We start from the raw sequence: 17,086 nt of genomic DNA, 5'->3' as shown, positions 1-17,086 counted from the left end.
CTGCCTTCCTCGAGTTACTTCTTGTCCAGCCCGGCGGTGTCCACGGTCGGCTTGCCCGCCGCCGAGAGCACCTTGTTCAGCAGCGTGAAATCGGCGAGGCCGGCCACGTTCGCGGCCTCCTTCGCCACGCCCGCGGTCACCGCGTCCTGCGCCAACCGCGGGAAGGACTTGGCCTGCGGGTCCAGCGTCAGCTCGATGTTGTCGAACGCCCGGTCCAGCACCGGTTCGCCCAGCGCCTTGCCGGTGAGCTGCTTCAACGCGTTGTTGACGACCTGCTTGGCCTCGACCTTGTTGTCCAGCGCGAAGTCGGTGGCCGCGAGGTGGCCGCGCAGCAGCGCCTCGACGGTCTGCGGGTGCTCTTGGAGGAACTTCGCCCGCACGAGGATCACCGTGGTCGGGAACTTGCCGCCCTCCCACAGGTCCTTCTCGTCGAGCAGCACCTTCGCGCCGGCGTCCAGCACGAGCCGTGACGACCACGGCTCCGGCGCCCACGCGCCCTGGATGTCGCCGCGCTTGAACAGGTCGAGCGACTGCGAGTTCTCGACGTTGGTCACCTGCACGTCGAGCTTCTCGTCGGCCAGCCACTTCTTCAGCGCGACGTCCTGCGTGTTGCCGAGCTGCGGGGTGGTGAGGACCTTGCCGTTCAGGTCGGCGGGCGAGGTGATCTCGGGCTTGACCACGAGCTGCGCGCCGCCCGACGTGGCGCCGGCGACCAGCCGGACCGCTTCGCCGCCCGACTTCGCGTAGGCGTTGATGGCCGGGCCGGACCCGATGAACGACACGTCCAGCGAGCTGCCCAGCAGCGCGTTCACCGCGTCGGGGCCCGCGTTGAACGTCTGGGTGGTGAGCTTGGTCGAGCCGAGCTCCTTGGCGAAGAAGCCCTTGTCCACGCCGATCAGCGCGGCGGCGTGGGTGACGTTGGGGAAGTAGCCGAGGCGGATCTCCGCCGCCGCCCCCTTGTCCTGGGTGGGGGCGGCGTCGGCGCCGCGGTCGATCCGGGAGCACCCGGCGAGTGCCGTGAGTGCGGTCAGTACTGCCAGCGAGGTGGTCAGGAAGCGGCGCTTGGTGCTCACGATCGCGGGACCTTTCAGGGGCCGGGGGACACGAGGGCGTGGCTGTCGGGCTGGGCGGCGTCGCCGCCCTCGGTACAGCTGTCCACGCCGTCCACCTCCGGCAGCGGGGCGCCCACGAGCCCGGCGGCCAGCGTGCTGCCGTCGGCGGCGTCGATGACCAGGAACGCCCCCGTGCGGCGGTCCTTCGTGTAGTCGTCCACCGGGATCGGCTCGGCGGTGCGCAGCGAGACCTGGCCGATCTCGTTGAGCGACAGGGACCCCGGCGCGTCGGTGCTGGCGAGCTTCTGCTCGTCGAACCGGGTGCGCAGCTCGGTGACGATCGCCTGCACGGTCCGCGTGCCGTGCTTGACCAGCACGCGCGCGCCCGGCGTCAACGCCTTCTCCGACAGCCAGCACACCGTGGCGTCGAACTCGTCGGTCACCTTCGGCGGCTGCCCGGCGGTGGCGATCAGGTCGCCGCGCGAGATGTCGAGGTCGTGCGCCAGCAGCAGGGTCACCGAGTGGCCCGCGGCGGCTTCCTGCAACGGGCCGTCCGCGGTGTCGATGCCGGTCACCGTGGACCGCAGCCCGGCGGGCAGCACGGCGATCTCGTCGCCGACCCGCACCGTGCCCGCCGCGACCTGGCCCGCGTAACCGCGGTAGTCCGGGTGCTCGGCGGTGCGCGGGCGGATCACGTACTGCACCGGGAAGCGGAACGGCGCGTCGTGCGCGTCGGCGTCGACCGGCACGGACTCCAGGTGCTCCAGCAGCGTCGGGCCGTCGTACCAGGGCGTCCGCGTCGAGCGCTCCACCACGTTGTCGCCCGCCAGCGCGGACACCGGGATCTCCACCACGGCGTCCTCGGCGTACCCGAGGGCCGTGGCGTGCGCGGTGAACTCCTTGGCGATGCGGGAGAACGTGACCTCGTCGAAGTCCACCAGGTCGATCTTGTTGACCGCCAGCACCAGGCGCGGCACGCCCAGCAGCGCCAGCACGGCCGCGTGCCGCCGGGTCTGCTCGATGACGCCCTTGCGCGCGTCGACCAGCAGCACGCCGAGCTGCGCGGTGGACGCGCCGGTCACGGTGTTGCGGGTGTACTGCACGTGGCCGGGGGTGTCGGCCAGCACGAACGAGCGCTTCGGCGTGGCGAAGTAGCGGTAGGCCACGTCGATGGTGATGCCCTGCTCGCGCTCCGAGCGCAGGCCGTCCACCAGCAGCGACAGGTCCGGCGTGGTCAGGCCGCGGTCGGCGCTGGCGCGGTGCACCGCGTCGAGCGTGTCGGCCAGCACCGACTTGGTGTCGTACAGCAACCTGCCGACCAGCGTGGACTTGCCGTCGTCCACGCTGCCCGCCGTCGCCAACCTCAACAGGTCGCTCATCTAGAAGTAGCCCTCCCGCTTGCGGTCTTCCATGGCGGCCTCGGACAGCCGGTCGTCCGCGCGGGTCGCGCCGCGCTCGGTGAGCCTGCTGGCCGCCACCTCGGCGATGACGGCTTCGATGTCGGCGGCGTCGGACTCGACCGCGCCGGTGCACGACCCGTCGCCGACGGTCCGGTAGCGGACGGTCTTCTCGAGCACCTGCTCGCCCTCGCGCGGACCGCCCCACGGGCCTTCCGCCAGCCACATCCCGTCGCGCAGGTACACCTCGCGCCGGTGCGCGTAGTAGATCGACGGCAGCTCGATGCCCTCGCGGGCGATGTAGTGCCACACGTCCAGCTCGGTCCAGTTGGACAGCGGGAACACCCGGACGTGCTCGCCCGGGCGGTGGCGGCCGTTGTAGAGGTTCCACAGCTCCGGGCGCTGCCGGCGCGGCTCCCACTGGCCGAAGGCGTTGCGCAGGCTGAAGATCCGCTCCTTGGCGCGGGCCCGCTCCTCGTCCCGGCGACCGCCGCCGAACACCGCGTCGAACTTGTGGCCGGTGATCGCGTCCAGCAGCGGCACGGTCTGCAACGGGTTGCGCGTGCCGTCGGGGCGCTCGGCCAGCCGGCCGTCGTCGATGTAGTCCTGCACCTTGGCGACTTCCAGCCGCAGCCCGTGCTGGGCCACCACCTTGTCGCGGAACTCGATGACCTCGTCGAAGTTGTGCCCGGTGTCCACGTGCAGCAGCGGGAACGGCACCGGCGCGGGCCAGAACGCCTTGACCGCGAGGTGCAGCAGCAGGGTGGAGTCCTTGCCGCCGGAGAACAGGATCACCGGCCGGTCGAACTCGCCCGCCACCTCGCGGAAGATGTGGATCGCCTCGGACTCCAGGCGGCCCAACGTGTCGAGAGCTGTCGCGGTGGTCATCCGTGCAACCCGCATTCGGTCTTGGCCTGGCCCGCCCAGCGACCGCTGCGGGCGTCGGCGCCCGGCAGCGGCTTCGCGGTGCACGGCGCGCAGCCGATGGAGGGGTAACCCGCCTGCACCAGCGGGTTCTCGAGGATCCCGTGCTCGGCGATGTAGGCGTTGAACTGCTCGTCGGACCAGGGCGCGATCGGGTTGACCTTCACCAGCCCGTTGCGCTCGTCCCACGTCACGATCGGCGTGTTCGCCCGGGTCGGCGCGTCGACGCGGCGCACGCCGGTGACCCACGCGTCGTAGTCCTTCAGCGTGCGCCGCAACGGGATGACCTTGCGCAGCTCGCAGCACCGGTTCGGGTCGGTCTTGTTCAGCAGGCCGAACTGGGCCTCCTGGTCGGCCACCGACTGCTCGGCCGCGGCGTTGACGATGTGCACGCCGGGGTAGACCAGGTCGACGGCGTCCCGCGTGCCGATGGTCTCGGCGAAGTGGTAGCCGGTCTCCAGGAACAGCACGTCCACGTCCGGCTTGACCTTGGTCGCCAGGTCGATCAGGACGGCGTCCTGCATGTTCGACGCGACGATCCAGCTCTCGCCGAACGTGCGGGCGGTCCACGCGAGCGCCTCTTCGGCACTGGCGTCAGCCAGCTCTGCCGAAGCGGCCTCCGCGATCACCTTCAGTTCCTCGACCCTGGTGGGGGCGGTCATCGCTGCACCTCCTGAGGAAGGTTGAGACCAACGAACTTGACGGTGAACACGCGGCGACAGGAGGCGCACAGCCACGAGTAGCCGGGCTCCTCCTGCGGACGGAGGTCCTCGTCGCCGCAGTACGGGCAGTAGAAGGGCGTAGCGCGCTCGGTGCTCATGGCCGCTTCTCCGGAGACGGCGGCGCGGTCGCCTGGAAGTCGCGAAGGACCGACGCGACCGCGCTCACTTGAGATCACCCTCGTCCGCTCGGGCGACCCACTGCGGGAACCGCTCGTCCGGCTCCCGCTTGGCCACGAAGTTGCGCACCACGCGCTCGACGTAGTCCGACAGCTCGGCGGCGGTGACCTTGTGGCCGCGCAGCTTGCGGCCGAAACCGGCGTCCAGTCCGAGCCCGCCGCCCAGGTGCACCTGGAAGCCCTCGACCTGCTTGCCGTCGGCGTCGGTGACGATCATGCCCTTGAGCCCGATGTCCGCGGTCTGGATGCGGGCGCACGAGTTGGGGCAGCCGTTGATGTGCACGGAGATCGGCTCCGTGATGCCCGCCACCACGTCGGCCAGCCGGGACTCCAGCGCGGACACCAGCTCCACCGCGCGCGCCTTGGTCTCGACGATCGCGAGCTTGCAGAACTCGATGCCGGTGCAGGCCATCACGCCCCGCCGCCACGGCGACGGCTCGGTCTGCAACCCCAGCTTCGCCAGGTCGGCCTGGAGGTTCTTGACCTCGGCCTCGGGCACGTCCAGCACCACGAGCTTCTGCTGGGGCGTCAGCCGCACCCGGTTCGAACCGGCGCGCTCGACCACCTTGGCGATCTCGACCAGCGTGGAACCGGACACCCGGCCCGCGATCGGTGCCGCGCCGATGTAGAACAGGCCGTCCTTCTGCTTGTGCACGCCGATGTGGTCGCGGGGGTTGGTCGGGTTGTGCGGCGCGGGGCCGTCGACCAGCTTGCGCTTGAGGTACTCGTTCTCCAGGATCTCGCGGAACTTCTCCGGGCCCCAGTCCGCGACCAGGAACTTGATCCGCGCGCGGTGCCGCAGCCTGCGGTAGCCGTAGTCGCGGAAGACGCTGATCACGCCCTCCCACACGTCCGGCACCTCGTCGACCGGCACCCACGCGCCCAGGCGCTTGCCGATCATCGGGTTGGTGGACAGGCCGCCGCCGACCCACAGGTCGAAGCCGGGGCCGTGCTCGGGGTGGTCCACGCCGACGAACGCCACGTCGTGGATCTCGTGCGCCACGTCCGGCAGGCCCGAGATCGCCGTCTTGAACTTGCGGGGCAGGTTCGAGAAGCGCGGGTCGCCGATGTAGCGGCGCAGGATCTCGTCGATCGCGGGCGTGCCGTCGACCACCTCGTCCTCGGCGATGCCCGCCACCGGCGAGCCGAGCACCACGCGCGGGCTGTCGCCGCAGGCCTCCATCGTGGTCAGGCCCGCGTCCTCCAGCTTCTGCCAGATGGTCGGGACGTCCTCGATGCGGATCCAGTGGTACTGCACGTTCTGCCGGTCGGTGATGTCGGCCGTGTCCCGCGCGTAGGTCTGGGACAGCTCGCCGATCAGCGCCAGCTGCTGCGTGGTGAGCCGGCCGCCGTCGATGCGGACGCGGAGCATGAAGTACTCGTCGTCCAGCTCCTCCGGCTCCAACGTCGCGGTGCGACCGCCGTCGATGCCGGGCTTGCGCTGGGTGTAGAGCCCGTACCAGCGGAAACGGCCGCGCAGGTCGGCCGGGTCGATCGAGTCGAAGCCACCGTGGGCGTAGATGTTCTCGATCCGCGACCGGACGTTGAGCGGGTTGTCGTCCTTCTTGCTCCGCTCGTTCGGGTTCAGCGGCTCGCGGTAGCCCAGCGCCCACTGCCCCTCACCTCGGCGCTGCTTGGTGCGCTGAGGCGTCGTCGTCGGGGGGACCATCCTCGTCCTCCGGGGATTCGGGGCGCTGGTGCGCGTGCGAGTCCCGGTGGAGCTGTGGTGGGGGTCTCGTCAGCGCACCCGGCGCCGACGGGAACAAAAAGGCAGGCGCGGGTTATGCCGAACGACGGCACATCGCGCTGGAGACACGACGGAAGTCGACGTGGCGGCGGACCACCAGGCGGACTCCGGTCGATGTCATGTGCCTCAGCGTGCCATGCGTCCATCTCGTGGTCCACCGCCATCCGCATCGTGGGACGGGTTGCGCTGCTGGTAGATGGGACAATGGGAGCCATGCCCTCCGCTCTGCCGATCGGTGACCCCGCGCCGCCCGACGGCTCACTGCCCACCTCCGCGCTCACTGGTCTGGGTGACCGCCCGTTCGGGGTCTACGTGCACGTCCCGTTCTGCGCGACCCGGTGCGGCTACTGCGACTTCAACACCTACACCGCCGGTGAGCTGGGCACTTCCGCGTCACCGGCGTCCTGGCTGGAAGGGCTGCGGCGCGAGTTGGACCTCGCGGCGTCCGTGCTGGGTGTCCCGCCGGCGGTCGACACGGTGTTCGTCGGCGGTGGCACGCCGTCGCTGCTCGGCGCCGAGGGGTTGGGCCAGGTGCTCGACGCGGTGCGGTCGTCGTTCGGCCTCGCGCCGGGCGCGGAGGTCACCACGGAGTCCAACCCGGAGTCCACGTCGCCTGGGTTCTTCTCCGCCATCCGTGATGCTGGTTACACCCGCGTCTCGCTCGGGATGCAGTCGGCCGCCCGGCACGTGCTGGCCGTGCTCGACCGCGTGCACACGCCGGGCCGCCCGGTGGCCGCCGCTCGGGAGGCGCGCGCGGCTGGGTTCGAGCACGTGAACCTCGACCTCATCTACGGCACGCCGGGCGAGACCGTGGACGACCTCCGGTCGTCGCTCGACGCCGTCCGGAGCGCGGGCGTGGACCACGTGTCGGCGTACGCGCTGATCGTCGAGGAGGGCACCGCGCTGGCCCGCCGGGTGCGCCGCGGCGAGCTGCCGATGCCCGACGACGACGTGCTCGCGGACAAGTACGAGCTGATCGACGCGGCCATGACCGCGCAGGGTTTGACCTGGTACGAGGTGTCCAACTGGGCCGCGTCGGCGGACGCCGCGTGCCGGCACAACCTGCTGTACTGGCAGGGCGCCGACTGGTGGGGCGCGGGCCCCGGCGCGCACAGCCACGTGGGCGGCGTGCGCTGGTGGAACGTCAAGCACCCGGCGAAGTACGCCGAACTGCTGGCCGCCGGCGCGTCACCCGCCGCCGGCCGCGAGGTCCTCGCCGACGACGACCGCCGGGTGGAACGCGTGCTGTTGGAACTGCGCCTGGCCACCGGCCTGCCGCTGGACGTCCTCGACCTGGAGGGCCAGGCCGAGGCCAAGGCCGCCGCCGCCGACGGCCTGCTCGACGACACCGCCCTCGCCCGCGGCCGCTGCGTGCTCACCGACCGGGGCCGACTGCTCGCCGACGCCGTGGTCCGCCGGCTCACGTGATCAGTACGACTGTCGGACCCCGTCGGTAGAATCACTGCAAGGGTTTCCCCTGGCGGGGACCCGCGCGAAGCCGTTGCTCGAGCGTGACCGACGTCGAGTGGCCGATCGTCCGGTAGCCCAACGGCCCGTACAGGCGCGTGACCTTCCCGTCCGGCTCGGTCTCGAGGAACGGCGTGCAGCCCGAGCCGAACACCAGCGCGGTGAGGTCGGCGCAGACCGCCGACGCGATGCCACGACCCCGGAACGCCACCGGCACCGCGATCCCCGCCACCTGCGAGAGACCGTGCCGCGGCGCGGTGTGCGCGCCCGCGCCCACCGGCTCGCCGTCCAGCCGGGCCAGCACGATCACCCCGTCGTCGCGCAGCAACGACCGCTGCCGCGCCACGTCCTCCGCACCGACCACCCCGTCGACGCCGAACGCCGTGTGCTGCACCACCGACACCGCGTGCAGGTCGTCGTCCGAGGTCACCGCCTCGACCGTCAGCCCGGCGGGCCGCGGTGGCACGACCAGCTCGTCGATCGCCATCACCGGCAGCAGCCGGTCGACGGCGAACCCGGCCGCCTCCAGCGCCGCGTCCACCGCCGGCCACGGCCGCAGGTACTCCAGCCTCGGCGTGCGCGACCGGGACCGGAACGCCGCCACCAGGGCGTCCACCTCACCCCGCGTAGGCGCCGCGCCCTCGTCGGGCACGGCGTAGTTCATGGACAGGTGGTCGCCGTGCGCGTCGAAGCGGACGAGGAACGGCCCGACGCGCTCGGCATCGGCCCTGATCACGTCGCGCAGGGCGGCCTGGATGCGGGTGAGCACACCCGAAGCTACCGACCTCGACCGCCGACCGCGCCGAAGTCCGGCGAGCGGGTTTTCCGATCCGGGCGCGAACCTCCGTAAACTCGAGGTGAAGGACCCTGTCCGTCCCTGGAGGTGACGTGCGTGAACGCCGATGAGCGCCGGTTCGAAGTGTTGCGCGCGATCGTCGCCGACTACGTCTCCAACCAGGAGCCCGTCGGCTCGAAAGCCCTGGTCGAACGGCACAACCTGGGCGTTTCGAGCGCGACCGTGCGCAACGACATGGCGACGCTGGAAGAGGACGGGTACATCACCCAGCCGCACACCAGCGCCGGCCGGGTGCCGACCGACAAGGGCTACCGCCTGTTCGTGGACCGGCTCAGCGAGGTCAAGCCGCTGTCCACGCCCGAGCGCCGGGCCATCCAGAACTTCCTCGAAGGCGCCTACGACCTGGACGACGTGCTGCGCCGCAGCGTCCGGCTGCTGGCCCAGCTGACCCGCCAGGTCGCCGTCATCCAGTACCCGACGCTGAGCCGCTCCACCGTCCGGCACATCGAGGTGCTCGCCATCACACCGGCGCGCCTGATGCTGGTGCTGATCACCGACACCGGCCGCGTCGACCAGCGCTCGGTCGACCTCGGCGACGTGATCACCGAGGACAACGTGGCGCGCATCCGGTCCATGCTCAACGGCGCCATGGTCGGCAAGCGCCTGTCCGACGCCTCCGCCGAGGTCGCGAAGCTGCCCGACGAGGTGCCGGGCGACCTGCGCGACATCGTGCTGCGGGTGAGCACGGTGCTCATCGAATCGCTGGTGGAGCACCCCGAGGAACGCCTGGTCCTGGGTGGCACGGCGAACCTCACCCGCAACGTGGCAGACTTCCCCGGTTCGCTGCGCCAGGTGCTCGAGGCGCTGGAGGAGCAGGTCGTGGTGCTCAAGCTGCTCGCCGCGGCCCGCGACCCGGGCCGCATCCTGGTGCACATCGGCGAGGAGAACGAAGCGGCCGAGATGCGCAGCACCTCGGTCGTGTCCATCGGCTACGGCAGCCGGGACAACCTGCTCGGCGGCATGGGGGTGGTGGGGCCCACCCGCATGGACTACCCCGGCACGATGGCGGCGGTGCGAGCGGTCGCCAACTACGTGGGGGAGATCTTGACCGGACGGTGACGGCGGGGAACACCGCGGTCCCGAAGGACGTTCCGCAAGCGAGCGGACGCGTGTCGAAGCGCGTTCGCAGGAGGAAACACGGTGGCGAGGGACTACTACGGCACGCTCGGGGTCTCCAAGAACGCGACTCCCGACGAGATCAAGCGCGCCTACCGCAAGCTCGCGCGGCAGCTGCACCCCGACGTCAACCCCAACGAGGAAGCGCGCTTCAAGGAGGTGACCGCCGCCTACGAGGTCCTGTCGGACCCGAAGAAGCGGCAGGTCGTCGACCTCGGCGGCGACCCGTTGGAGTCGGGCGGCGGTGGCGGCATGCGCGACCCGTTCGCGGGATTCGGTCTCGGCGACATCATGGACGCGTTCTTCGGTGCGGGCGGCGGTGGCGGACGTGGTCCGCGCAGCCGCGTGCAGCCCGGCTCCGACGCGCTGATCCGGCTGTCGATGACGCTGGAGGAGTGCGCGGCGGGCGCTTCGCGCGAGCTGACCGTCGACACGGCGATCCTGTGCGACCGGTGCGTCGGCAGCGGCTGCGCGGACGGCTCGTCCCCGGTGCGCTGCGACACGTGCGGCGGGCGGGGCGAGGTGCAGTCGGTGCAGCGCTCGTTCCTCGGCCAGGTCGTCACGGCGCGGCCGTGCCCGGTGTGCCGCGGCCTCGGCGAGGTCATCCCCGACCCGTGCCAGCAGTGCGCGGGCGAGGGCCGGGTGCGCTCGCGGCGCACCATCTCGGTGCAGATCCCGGCCGGCGTGGCCGAGGGCATGCGGGTGCGGCTCGCGGGCCAGGGCGAGGTCGGCCCCGGCGGCGGACCGGCCGGTGACCTGTACGTCGAGGTCGAGGAGGTGCCGCACGAGGTCTTCGAGCGTGACGGCGCCAACCTGCACTGCTCCGTCCGCATCCCGATGACGACCGCGGCCCTCGGCGCCGTGCTGCCGTTGCAGACGCTGGACGGCGAGGAGGAGCTGGAGATCGAGCCCGGCACCCAGCCGAACACCGAGCTGGTGCTCACCGGCCGCGGCATGCCCCGGCTGCGGTCCAGCGGTCGCATCGACGGCCGCGGCGACCTGCACGTGCACCTCGAAGTCGTCACGCCGACCAAGCTGGACGCCCGGCAGGCCGAACTGCTGCGCGAGCTCGCCGTGTCGCGTGGCGAGGACGAGCCGACGCTGGCGCACAACGGCAAGGGCGGCGGCGGGCTCTTCTCGCGGCTGCGGTCCGGCCGCAACCACCGGTGACGCTGCCGGTCTTCCTGGTCGCCGCGCTGCCTCCCGGTGACGAGGCCGTCCTGGACGGCCCCGAGGGGCGGCACGCGGCCACCGTGCGCCGGTTGCGCGCGGGGGAGGAGCTGGTGCTCTCCGACGGCACGGGCGCGCAGGTGCGGTGCGTGGTGGCGGAGGCGTTCAAGGACTCCCTGCGGCTGCGCGTCGTCGAACGGTGGACCGTGCCGGAGCCGTCCGTGCGGGTGGTCGTGGCGCAGGCGCTGGTGAAGGGCGACCGGGGGGAACTGGCCGTGGAGCTGGCCACCGAGGCCGGTGTGGACGGCGTCGTGCCGTGGCGTGCCTCGCGCTGCGTGACCAAGTGGGAGGACGGGCCACGCGGCGTGAAGGCCCTCGAACGCTGGCGCAGCACCGCGCGTGAGGCGGCCAAGCAGGCGCGCCGGGCGCGCGTGCCGTCGGTCGCGGAACCCGTTTCCACCGCCGGGTTGGCGCGGTTGGCGTCCTCGTCGGCGGTCACTCTGGTTTTGCACGAATCCGCTTCGGTCGGCATCGGATCGGTTCAGCTGCCCGCGTCGGGTGATGTGCTGCTGGTCGTCGGACCGGAAGGCGGCATCACCGACGAGGAATTGTCCACGTTGACCGGTGCGGGCGCGCACGTAGTGCGACTGGGACCTACCGTTCTGCGAGCGTCGACGGCGGCTGCGGTCGCTTTGGGTGCGCTGGGTGTGTTGACCGATCGCTGGCGGTAATTGGTGTTGCCCCCTTCTGGCGAACGCCTGACATAGGGGTTACCCTCATGGCAGAGGGGTTCCATTGGGCTAACCAGGGTCGACCCCTCGACCAGACTCGCCGGACACCTCCCCCCTCGGTCCGGCGCCGCCGCGTCGCGGTGGGACGACCCCCAGGTCCCACCGCGACGCGGCCTCTTTTTTGTGTCCAAGGGGTTTCGATTGCGCATCGTGTACGGGCCGCACCCGAGCCAGTTCGGCGAGTTTTCCGCGCCGTCCGGTGAATCGTTTCCGGTGATCGTGGTAATCCATGGTGGTTTTTGGCATCAGCGTTACGGATTGGAACTCGGCCGACCGCTGGCCGCTGACCTGGTCATTCACGGCGTGGCCGCGTACAACGTGGAGTACCGGCGGGTAACCGGGGGCGGCGGTTGGCCGGCCACGGGCGACGACGTGCTCGCCGCGATCGACGCCCTCGACCCGGCGCTCGGCCCGGTGGTCACGCTGGGTCACTCCGCCGGCGGGCACCTGGCCGTGTGGGCCGCCGCCCGCCACCCCCGCGTGGTCGGCGCCGTCGCGCAGGCGGGCGTGCTCGACTTCCTCCAGCACCCGGAGATCACCCGGCGTGCCGCCGAACTGCTGGGCGGCACCCCGGCCGAGGTCCCCGACCTCTACGCCGACGCCTCACCCGCCGCGCAGCTGCCCATCGGCAAACCCCTGGTCCTGGTCCACGGCGAGGACGACGAGGACGTGCCGTTCGCCCAGAGCGTGGCGTTCGCCCGCGCCTCCGGCGCCGAGCTGGTCGGCCTGCCCGCCACCGACCACATGTCCCTGATCACACCCGGCACCCCGGCCTGGACCGCCTGCCGCACCGCCGCCCTCCGCCTGGCCCGAACGTAGAACTCGGGGTACCTGGACGTTCGACACGCGGGCCTTGAGCGTTCGACACGCGCGAGAGTCCTACGTCCGCGCCGCGCGTGTCCTACGTTCAGAACGCGCGTGTCCTACGTTCAGGTACCCCGAGTTCAACGCTCAGGACGCGTGACCGGCCCGGGTCGGTAGCCTGCGGAGCCATGTCCGACTGCTTGTTCTGCCGCATCGTCGCCCGTGAGATCCCGGCGACCGTGGTGCACGAGACCGACACCACGCTGGCGTTCCGCGACATCGCGCCCCAGGCGCCGACGCACGTCGTGCTGGTGCCGAAGGTGCACGCCGCGGACGCCGTGGCCCTGGCCGCCGCCGCGCCCACCGTGCTGGACGACCTGTTCCTGGCCGCCGGCGAGGTGGCGAAGGCCGAGGGCGTCGCCGACAGCGGCTACCGGCTGCTGTTCAACACCGGCGCGGACGCCGGTCAGACCGTCTTCCACGCCCACCTGCACGTCCTCGGCGGACGGCGGCTCGGCCCGCTCGCCTGAGCCCGGGAGCCTCAACCCAGGGCCTGCATCACCGGCGCGTAGAGGCGCGCACGGTCACCGCTGAACGCACCGCGCACCATCAGGTCCGCCGTGAACCGCGGCAGCACCCCGTGCGCCTCCAGCCACGCGCCCAACGCCGGGTCCCGCACGTCCACCCGCGCCGTCGCACCCGCCGCCACGTCCGCGACCAACTCCGCCGCACGCACCGCCGACGGCGCCACGACCGGACCCACCATCGTCAACGGCCCGTTGCGCCACGCCGCCACGAACCCGTCATCGGCCACCCTGACCTGCGACGCGAACCTGAACAGCTCGTCCCACATCGCCGACCGGTCGGCGCCGAACACCTCGGCGTCGACCGCCACCAGCTCCGCCCGGTCCGCCTCCTCCGCCGGCCGCGACGTGCCCGCGGCCGTGCCGCCGAACGCGCCGACGTGCGCCGTCACCACGCCCACCGACCGGAAGCCCAACTTCTCGTACAGCGGCTTGCCGTAGGAAGTCGCGTGCAACGACACCACCGGCGTGCCCGCGAACTCCAGCGCGTGCTCCACCACCCTCCGCCCGAGCCCGCGACCGCCGTGGCTCGACGCCACCAGCACCATGCTGACCGCCGCGTGCTCGTCACCGAATCGGGTGACGATGGCGGTGCCGACCAGCTCATCACCGTCGAACAGCCCGAACCCGGTGCCGACCCGCAGCAGGAACGCCCACTTCTCCGGCTCCTCCGGCCACCCCCGGTCCGACGCGAGGCGAACGCAGGCGGGCAGGTCGTCCGGGGTGAGCACGCGCAACCTCGTCACGTCCCGAGTACACCCGCCGTGTCCAACCCGTTTCTTACTCCGGTGCGGAGTGTCGGTGGTGGCGGCTAGCATCGGGAGCGGTAGGTCGAGTTCATTCGAGCAGGGCGCGAACGCGCAGGAAGAGGGCCCGAGGCCACGTGGCCGGTACCGACGACAACACGCCGCAGGCAGCCCCGACCGCGGCCGACGCCCAGTCCAAGTTCGCCGTGCCCGACGGCGCGGTGCTCGCCCTGCTCGGGTCGCGTGACGAGAACCTCCGGCTCGCCGAGGAACTGCTGGTCGCCGACGTGCACGTGCGCGGCAACGAGATCACGCTCTCCGGCCAGCCCGCCGACGTGGCGTTCGCCGAACGCGTGTTCGCCGAGCTGGTCACGCTCGCCAGCCGCGGTCAGCAGATCGGTCAGGACACGGTCCGGCGCACGGTCGCGATGCTGTCCGCAGGCACCGCCGAGTCGCCGGCCGAGGTGCTGAGCCTCGACATCATCTCCCGGCGCGGCCGCACCATCCGGCCCAAGACGCTGAACCAGAAGCACTACGTGGACGCGATCGACCAGAACACCGTGGTGTTCGGCATCGGTCCCGCCGGCACGGGCAAGACCTACCTGGCCATGGCGAAGGCCGTGCAGGCGTTGCAGGCCAAGCAGGTCAACCGGATCATCCTGACCCGCCCGGCGGTCGAGGCGGGCGAGCGCCTGGGCTACCTGCCCGGCACGCTGTACGAGAAGATCGACCCGTACCTGCGCCCCCTCTACGACGCGCTGCACGACATGGTCGACCCCGAGTCGATCCCCCGCCTCACCCAGGCGGGCACGATCGAGGTCGCCCCGTTGGCCTACATGCGCGGTAGAACCCTCAATGACGCGTTCATCATCCTGGACGAGGCGCAGAACACCACGCCCGAGCAGATGAAGATGTTCCTCACCCGATTGGGCTTCGGTTCGAAGATCGTGGTGACCGGTGACATCACGCAGATCGACCTGCCCGGCGGTCAGCGCAGCGGCCTGAAGGTCGTCAAGGACATCCTCGAAGGCGTGGACGACGTCCACTTCTCCATCCTGACCAGCAACGACGTGGTGCGCCACCGGCTGGTCGCGGACATCGTGGACGCCTACGAGAAGTGGCAGGTCGAGCAGGACGAAGGCGACGCGGCGGACCGGCACCAGCACCACGCCGGACCCGGTGCGCGGTCGCGCGGGCAACGCCGGGGACGATAGGCGCCGTGAGCATCGAGATCGCGAACGAGTCGGGCGTGAACGTGGACGAGCCGTCCATCGTCGCCGCCGCCCGGTTCGCCCTGGACCGGATGGGCGTCAGCCCGTTGGCCGAGCTGTCCGTCCTGCTGGTCGAGCTGGACGTGATGGCGGACCTGCACCAGCGCTGGATGGACCTGCCCGGGCCGACGGACGTGATGGCGTTCCCGATGGACGAGCTGGACTCGGCCCGCCGGCCGGACGCGGCGGGCCTGGGGCCTGCGCTGCTCGGCGACATCGTGCTGTGCCCGGACTTCGCCAAGGACCAGGCCAAGAAGGCGGGCCACAGCCTGCTGGACGAGCTGCACCTGCTGACCGTGCACGGTGTGCTGCACCTGCTCGGCTACGACCACGCGGAACCGGCCGAGGAGCGGGAGATGTTCACGTTGCAGAACCGCATCCTGGGCGACTTCCGCACGGCGGCGGCCGAGGCGGAGCGCAAGTCGGCGCAGCGCGAGGCCGACTCGAAGCTCCTCGGGGCGGTCGGCCTGGAGGACGCGGACCGGCCCGAGCCGACAGCCTGAGGCGGCCGAGGTGATGGGCAGTCCCGCCGGCTTGCTGGTGCTGGCCGTGGTGTTGGTGTTGTCGGCGGGCGCGTTCGCGGGCGTCGACGCGGCACTGGGCACGGTGTCGCGGGCACGCGTCGAGGCGTTGCAGCGGCAGGGCCGGGCGGGCGCGGGGCACTTGATCCAGCTGCTGGCCGACCGGCCGCGGCACGTGAACCTGCTGCTGTTGCTGCGCCTGGGCTGCGAGCTGGCGGCGACGGTGCTGGTGACCGTGGTGTGCCTAGGCCTCATCGCCACCGACTGGGTGGCCATGCTGGTCGCCGGGCTGAGCATGCTCGTGGTGTCGTACGTGCTGGTCGGCGTGGGTCCGCGGACGCTCGGCAGGCAGCACCCGTACGCGGTGAGCCTGCTCGCGGCGGGCCCGATCCGGGTGCTCGGCCGCGTGCTGGGGCCGTTGAGCAAGCTGCTGATCCTGGTCGGCAACGCGATCACGCCGGGCAAGGGTTTCCGCGAGGGCCCGTTCTCCTCCGAGGTCGAGCTGCGCGAGCTGGTGGACATGGCGCAGGAGCGCGGCGTCGTGGACGAGGGCGAGCGGGAGATGATCCACTCGGTCTTCGAGCTCGGCGACACGATCGCGCGCGAGGTGATGGTGCCGCGCACCGAGATCGTGTGGATCGAGCAGGCCAAGTCGATCCGCCAGGCGCTGGCCCTGTCGCTGCGCACCGGGTACACGCGGGTGCCGGTGATCGGGGAGAGCGTGGACGACATCGTCGGCGTGGTGAACCTCAAGGACCTCGTGCGGCTGACGTTGGCCGAGGAGCCGAACGGCACGGCGGTGGCGGACGTGATGAAGCCGGCGTCGTTCATCCCGGACTCGAAGCCGATCGCGGACCTGCTGCGGGAGATGCAGCTGTCGCGCAACCACCTGGCGGTCGTGGTGGACGAGTACGGCGGCACGGCCGGCCTGCTCACCATCGAGGACATCCTGGAGGAGATCGTCGGCGAGATCACCGACGAGTCCGACACCGACGACCGGCCGCCGGTGGAGCACCTGACCGACGGTTCGGTGCGGGTCAGCGCGCGGTTGCCGGTGGACGACCTGGACGCGTTGTTCGGCACGGAGCTGGACGACCACGAGGTCGAGACGGTCGGCGGCCTGCTGGCTCAGCGCCTGGGCCGCGTGCCGTTGCCCGGCACGGAAGCGGAGATCGCGGGCCTGCGGATGCGGGCCGAGGGCGGCAAGGACGAACGCGGGCGGATGCGCATCACGACGGTGCTGGTCCGCCCGGTGCACAACGGCGACGACAGCGAGGGGACCACCGGTGAGTGACCTCGACCCCGAGGACCAGAAGATCGTCACGCTGGCGCGCTCGGCGCGGGCCCGCACGGGTGCGGCGGAGGGCGCGGCGGTGCGCGACACGGACGGCCGGACCTACGCGGCCACCACGGTCGCGTTGCCGTCGCTCAAGCTCACCGCCCTCCAGGCGGCCGTCGCGGCGGCGGTGTCGAGCGGCGCCGAGGGCTTGGAGGCGGCAGCCGTCGTCACCGCCTCGGCGGACGTCGACGCCGACTCCGTCGCGGCCGTGCGTGACCTGACCGCCGGCGCGCCGGTGCTGCGGGCCGACGCGTCCGGCGCCGTCCAGGAGACCGTGTAAGGGCTGGAGCAGCACGCCTGCCGAGAGGGTCGACGCGGATGCCCGGTGGGCGGATCGCCTGAGCCGGCTCCGCCGCCGGGGGTTCCGCGCTCGAGCGATGGCGACTTCGCGGTCACGCGGCGG

At 71.6% G+C, this 17,086-nt stretch carries 18 protein-coding genes; 10 read left to right on the top strand and 8 right to left on the bottom strand.

Translation table 11 applies throughout. The features are described 5' to 3' along the window. Positions 1-14: 14 nt before the first annotated feature. The 6 genes from LNK82_RS44915 to LNK82_RS44890 all read right to left on the bottom strand — a co-directional run bounded on the left by LNK82_RS44915 (position 15) and on the right by LNK82_RS44890 (position 5,940). Positions 15-1,073, bottom strand: coding sequence for an ABC transporter substrate-binding protein (locus LNK82_RS44915; protein ID WP_230572924.1), 1,059 nt, complete (start codon positions 1,071-1,073; stop codon positions 15-17). Positions 1,074-1,087: 14 nt separating this feature from the next. Then, the gene (locus tag LNK82_RS44910) at positions 1,088-2,431 is read right to left on the bottom strand and encodes a sulfate adenylyltransferase subunit 1 (RefSeq protein ID WP_230572923.1); all 1,344 of its coding nucleotides are present in this window, start codon (positions 2,429-2,431) and stop codon (positions 1,088-1,090) included. Beyond that, on the bottom strand, positions 2,432-3,337 hold the full coding sequence (gene cysD, locus LNK82_RS44905; RefSeq protein ID WP_230572922.1) for a sulfate adenylyltransferase subunit CysD: 906 nt from the start codon (positions 3,335-3,337) through the stop codon (positions 2,432-2,434). It abuts the gene before it with no gap. Beyond that, positions 3,334-4,035: a phosphoadenylyl-sulfate reductase gene (locus tag LNK82_RS44900; protein ID WP_230572921.1), complete on the bottom strand. Its 702-nt coding sequence runs from the start codon at positions 4,033-4,035 to the stop codon at positions 3,334-3,336. The genes cysD and LNK82_RS44900 overlap by 4 nt, the downstream gene beginning before the upstream one ends. Then, positions 4,032-4,193: a hypothetical protein gene (locus LNK82_RS44895; protein ID WP_033437321.1), complete on the bottom strand. Its 162-nt coding sequence runs from the start codon at positions 4,191-4,193 to the stop codon at positions 4,032-4,034. The genes LNK82_RS44900 and LNK82_RS44895 overlap by 4 nt, the downstream gene beginning before the upstream one ends. Before the next feature lie 64 nt (positions 4,194-4,257). Further along, positions 4,258-5,940, bottom strand: a complete 1,683-nt coding sequence (locus tag LNK82_RS44890) for a nitrite/sulfite reductase (protein ID WP_230572920.1) — start codon at positions 5,938-5,940, stop codon at positions 4,258-4,260. A gap of 291 nt (positions 5,941-6,231) precedes the next feature. On the opposite strand from LNK82_RS44890, the gene hemW reads away from it, so the two are divergent. After that, positions 6,232-7,446, top strand: a complete 1,215-nt coding sequence (hemW, locus tag LNK82_RS44885; RefSeq protein WP_230572919.1) for a radical SAM family heme chaperone HemW — start codon at positions 6,232-6,234, stop codon at positions 7,444-7,446. Positions 7,447-7,477: 31 nt separating this feature from the next. Here hemW and LNK82_RS48110 read toward each other — a convergent pair whose 3' ends face one another. After that, positions 7,478-8,254, bottom strand: coding sequence for a GNAT family N-acetyltransferase (locus LNK82_RS48110; protein ID WP_230572918.1), 777 nt, complete (start codon positions 8,252-8,254; stop codon positions 7,478-7,480). A 123-nt stretch (positions 8,255-8,377) separates the two neighbouring features. Here LNK82_RS48110 and hrcA point away from each other — a divergent pair, with 123 nt between their 5' ends. The 5 genes from hrcA to LNK82_RS44855 all read left to right on the top strand — a co-directional run bounded on the left by hrcA (position 8,378) and on the right by LNK82_RS44855 (position 12,752). Beyond that, positions 8,378-9,400 (top strand): heat-inducible transcriptional repressor HrcA, encoded by a 1,023-nt coding sequence (hrcA, locus tag LNK82_RS44875; protein WP_230572917.1) that lies wholly within the window; start codon positions 8,378-8,380, stop codon positions 9,398-9,400. A gap of 81 nt (positions 9,401-9,481) precedes the next feature. Beyond that, a complete protein-coding gene (gene dnaJ / locus LNK82_RS44870) occupies positions 9,482-10,627 on the top strand; it encodes a molecular chaperone DnaJ (protein WP_230572916.1) in 1,146 nt (381 codons plus the stop codon). Beyond that, a complete protein-coding gene (locus LNK82_RS44865; protein WP_230572915.1) occupies positions 10,624-11,358 on the top strand; it encodes a 16S rRNA (uracil(1498)-N(3))-methyltransferase in 735 nt (244 codons plus the stop codon). Before dnaJ ends, LNK82_RS44865 begins: the two co-directional genes overlap by 4 nt. 318 nt (positions 11,359-11,676) lie before the next feature. Next, positions 11,677-12,237, top strand: coding sequence for an alpha/beta hydrolase family protein (locus LNK82_RS44860; protein WP_230572914.1), 561 nt, complete (start codon positions 11,677-11,679; stop codon positions 12,235-12,237). Positions 12,238-12,410: 173 nt separating this feature from the next. Continuing rightward, complete coding sequence (locus LNK82_RS44855; protein WP_230572913.1) at positions 12,411-12,752, top strand: histidine triad nucleotide-binding protein; 342 nt, start codon at positions 12,411-12,413, stop codon at positions 12,750-12,752. An 11-nt stretch (positions 12,753-12,763) separates the two neighbouring features. Here the strand turns inward: LNK82_RS44855 and LNK82_RS44850 are convergent, their stop codons facing one another. Further along, complete coding sequence (locus LNK82_RS44850) at positions 12,764-13,552, bottom strand: GNAT family N-acetyltransferase (protein ID WP_230572912.1); 789 nt, start codon at positions 13,550-13,552, stop codon at positions 12,764-12,766. Positions 13,553-13,689: 137 nt separating this feature from the next. Between LNK82_RS44850 and LNK82_RS44845 the strand changes: the two genes are divergently transcribed. The 4 genes from LNK82_RS44845 to LNK82_RS44830 are packed head-to-tail and all read left to right on the top strand — an operon-like array spanning position 13,690 to position 16,963. Further along, positions 13,690-14,766 carry a PhoH family protein gene (locus LNK82_RS44845; RefSeq protein WP_230572911.1) on the top strand — a complete coding sequence of 359 codons (1,077 nt, stop codon included), beginning with the start codon at positions 13,690-13,692 and terminating at the stop codon, positions 14,764-14,766. A gap of 5 nt (positions 14,767-14,771) precedes the next feature. Beyond that, positions 14,772-15,326: an rRNA maturation RNase YbeY gene (ybeY, locus tag LNK82_RS44840; RefSeq protein WP_123743568.1), complete on the top strand. Its 555-nt coding sequence runs from the start codon at positions 14,772-14,774 to the stop codon at positions 15,324-15,326. 13 nt (positions 15,327-15,339) lie between these two features. Further along, the gene (locus LNK82_RS44835; RefSeq protein ID WP_230572910.1) at positions 15,340-16,638 is read left to right on the top strand and encodes a hemolysin family protein; all 1,299 of its coding nucleotides are present in this window, start codon (positions 15,340-15,342) and stop codon (positions 16,636-16,638) included. Continuing rightward, positions 16,631-16,963, top strand: coding sequence for a cytidine deaminase-like protein (locus LNK82_RS44830; protein ID WP_230572909.1), 333 nt, complete (start codon positions 16,631-16,633; stop codon positions 16,961-16,963). The genes LNK82_RS44835 and LNK82_RS44830 overlap by 8 nt, the downstream gene beginning before the upstream one ends. Positions 16,964-17,086: the final 123 nt, after the last annotated feature.

Source organism: Saccharothrix luteola, assembly GCF_020859565.1.
Classification (GTDB): Bacteria; Actinomycetota; Actinomycetes; order Mycobacteriales; family Pseudonocardiaceae; genus Actinosynnema; species Actinosynnema luteola.
Note: the sequence above shows the minus strand (reverse complement) of the source record. Positions and strands in the feature narration are given on the sequence as shown.

Coding starts and splice junctions, on each gene's coding strand:
- LNK82_RS44855 (WP_230572913.1), top strand. CDS start 12,411: ATGTCCGACTGCTTGTTCTGCCGCATCGTCGCCCGTGAGATCCCGGCG.
- cysD (WP_230572922.1), bottom strand. CDS start 3,337: ATGACCACCGCGACAGCTCTCGACACGTTGGGCCGCCTGGAGTCCGAG.
- LNK82_RS44890 (WP_230572920.1), bottom strand. CDS start 5,940: ATGGTCCCCCCGACGACGACGCCTCAGCGCACCAAGCAGCGCCGAGGT.
- LNK82_RS44910 (WP_230572923.1), bottom strand. CDS start 2,431: ATGAGCGACCTGTTGAGGTTGGCGACGGCGGGCAGCGTGGACGACGGC.
- LNK82_RS44900 (WP_230572921.1), bottom strand. CDS start 4,035: ATGACCGCCCCCACCAGGGTCGAGGAACTGAAGGTGATCGCGGAGGCC.
- LNK82_RS44895 (WP_033437321.1), bottom strand. CDS start 4,193: ATGAGCACCGAGCGCGCTACGCCCTTCTACTGCCCGTACTGCGGCGAC.
- LNK82_RS44835 (WP_230572910.1), top strand. CDS start 15,340: ATGGGCAGTCCCGCCGGCTTGCTGGTGCTGGCCGTGGTGTTGGTGTTG.
- hemW (WP_230572919.1), top strand. CDS start 6,232: ATGCCCTCCGCTCTGCCGATCGGTGACCCCGCGCCGCCCGACGGCTCA.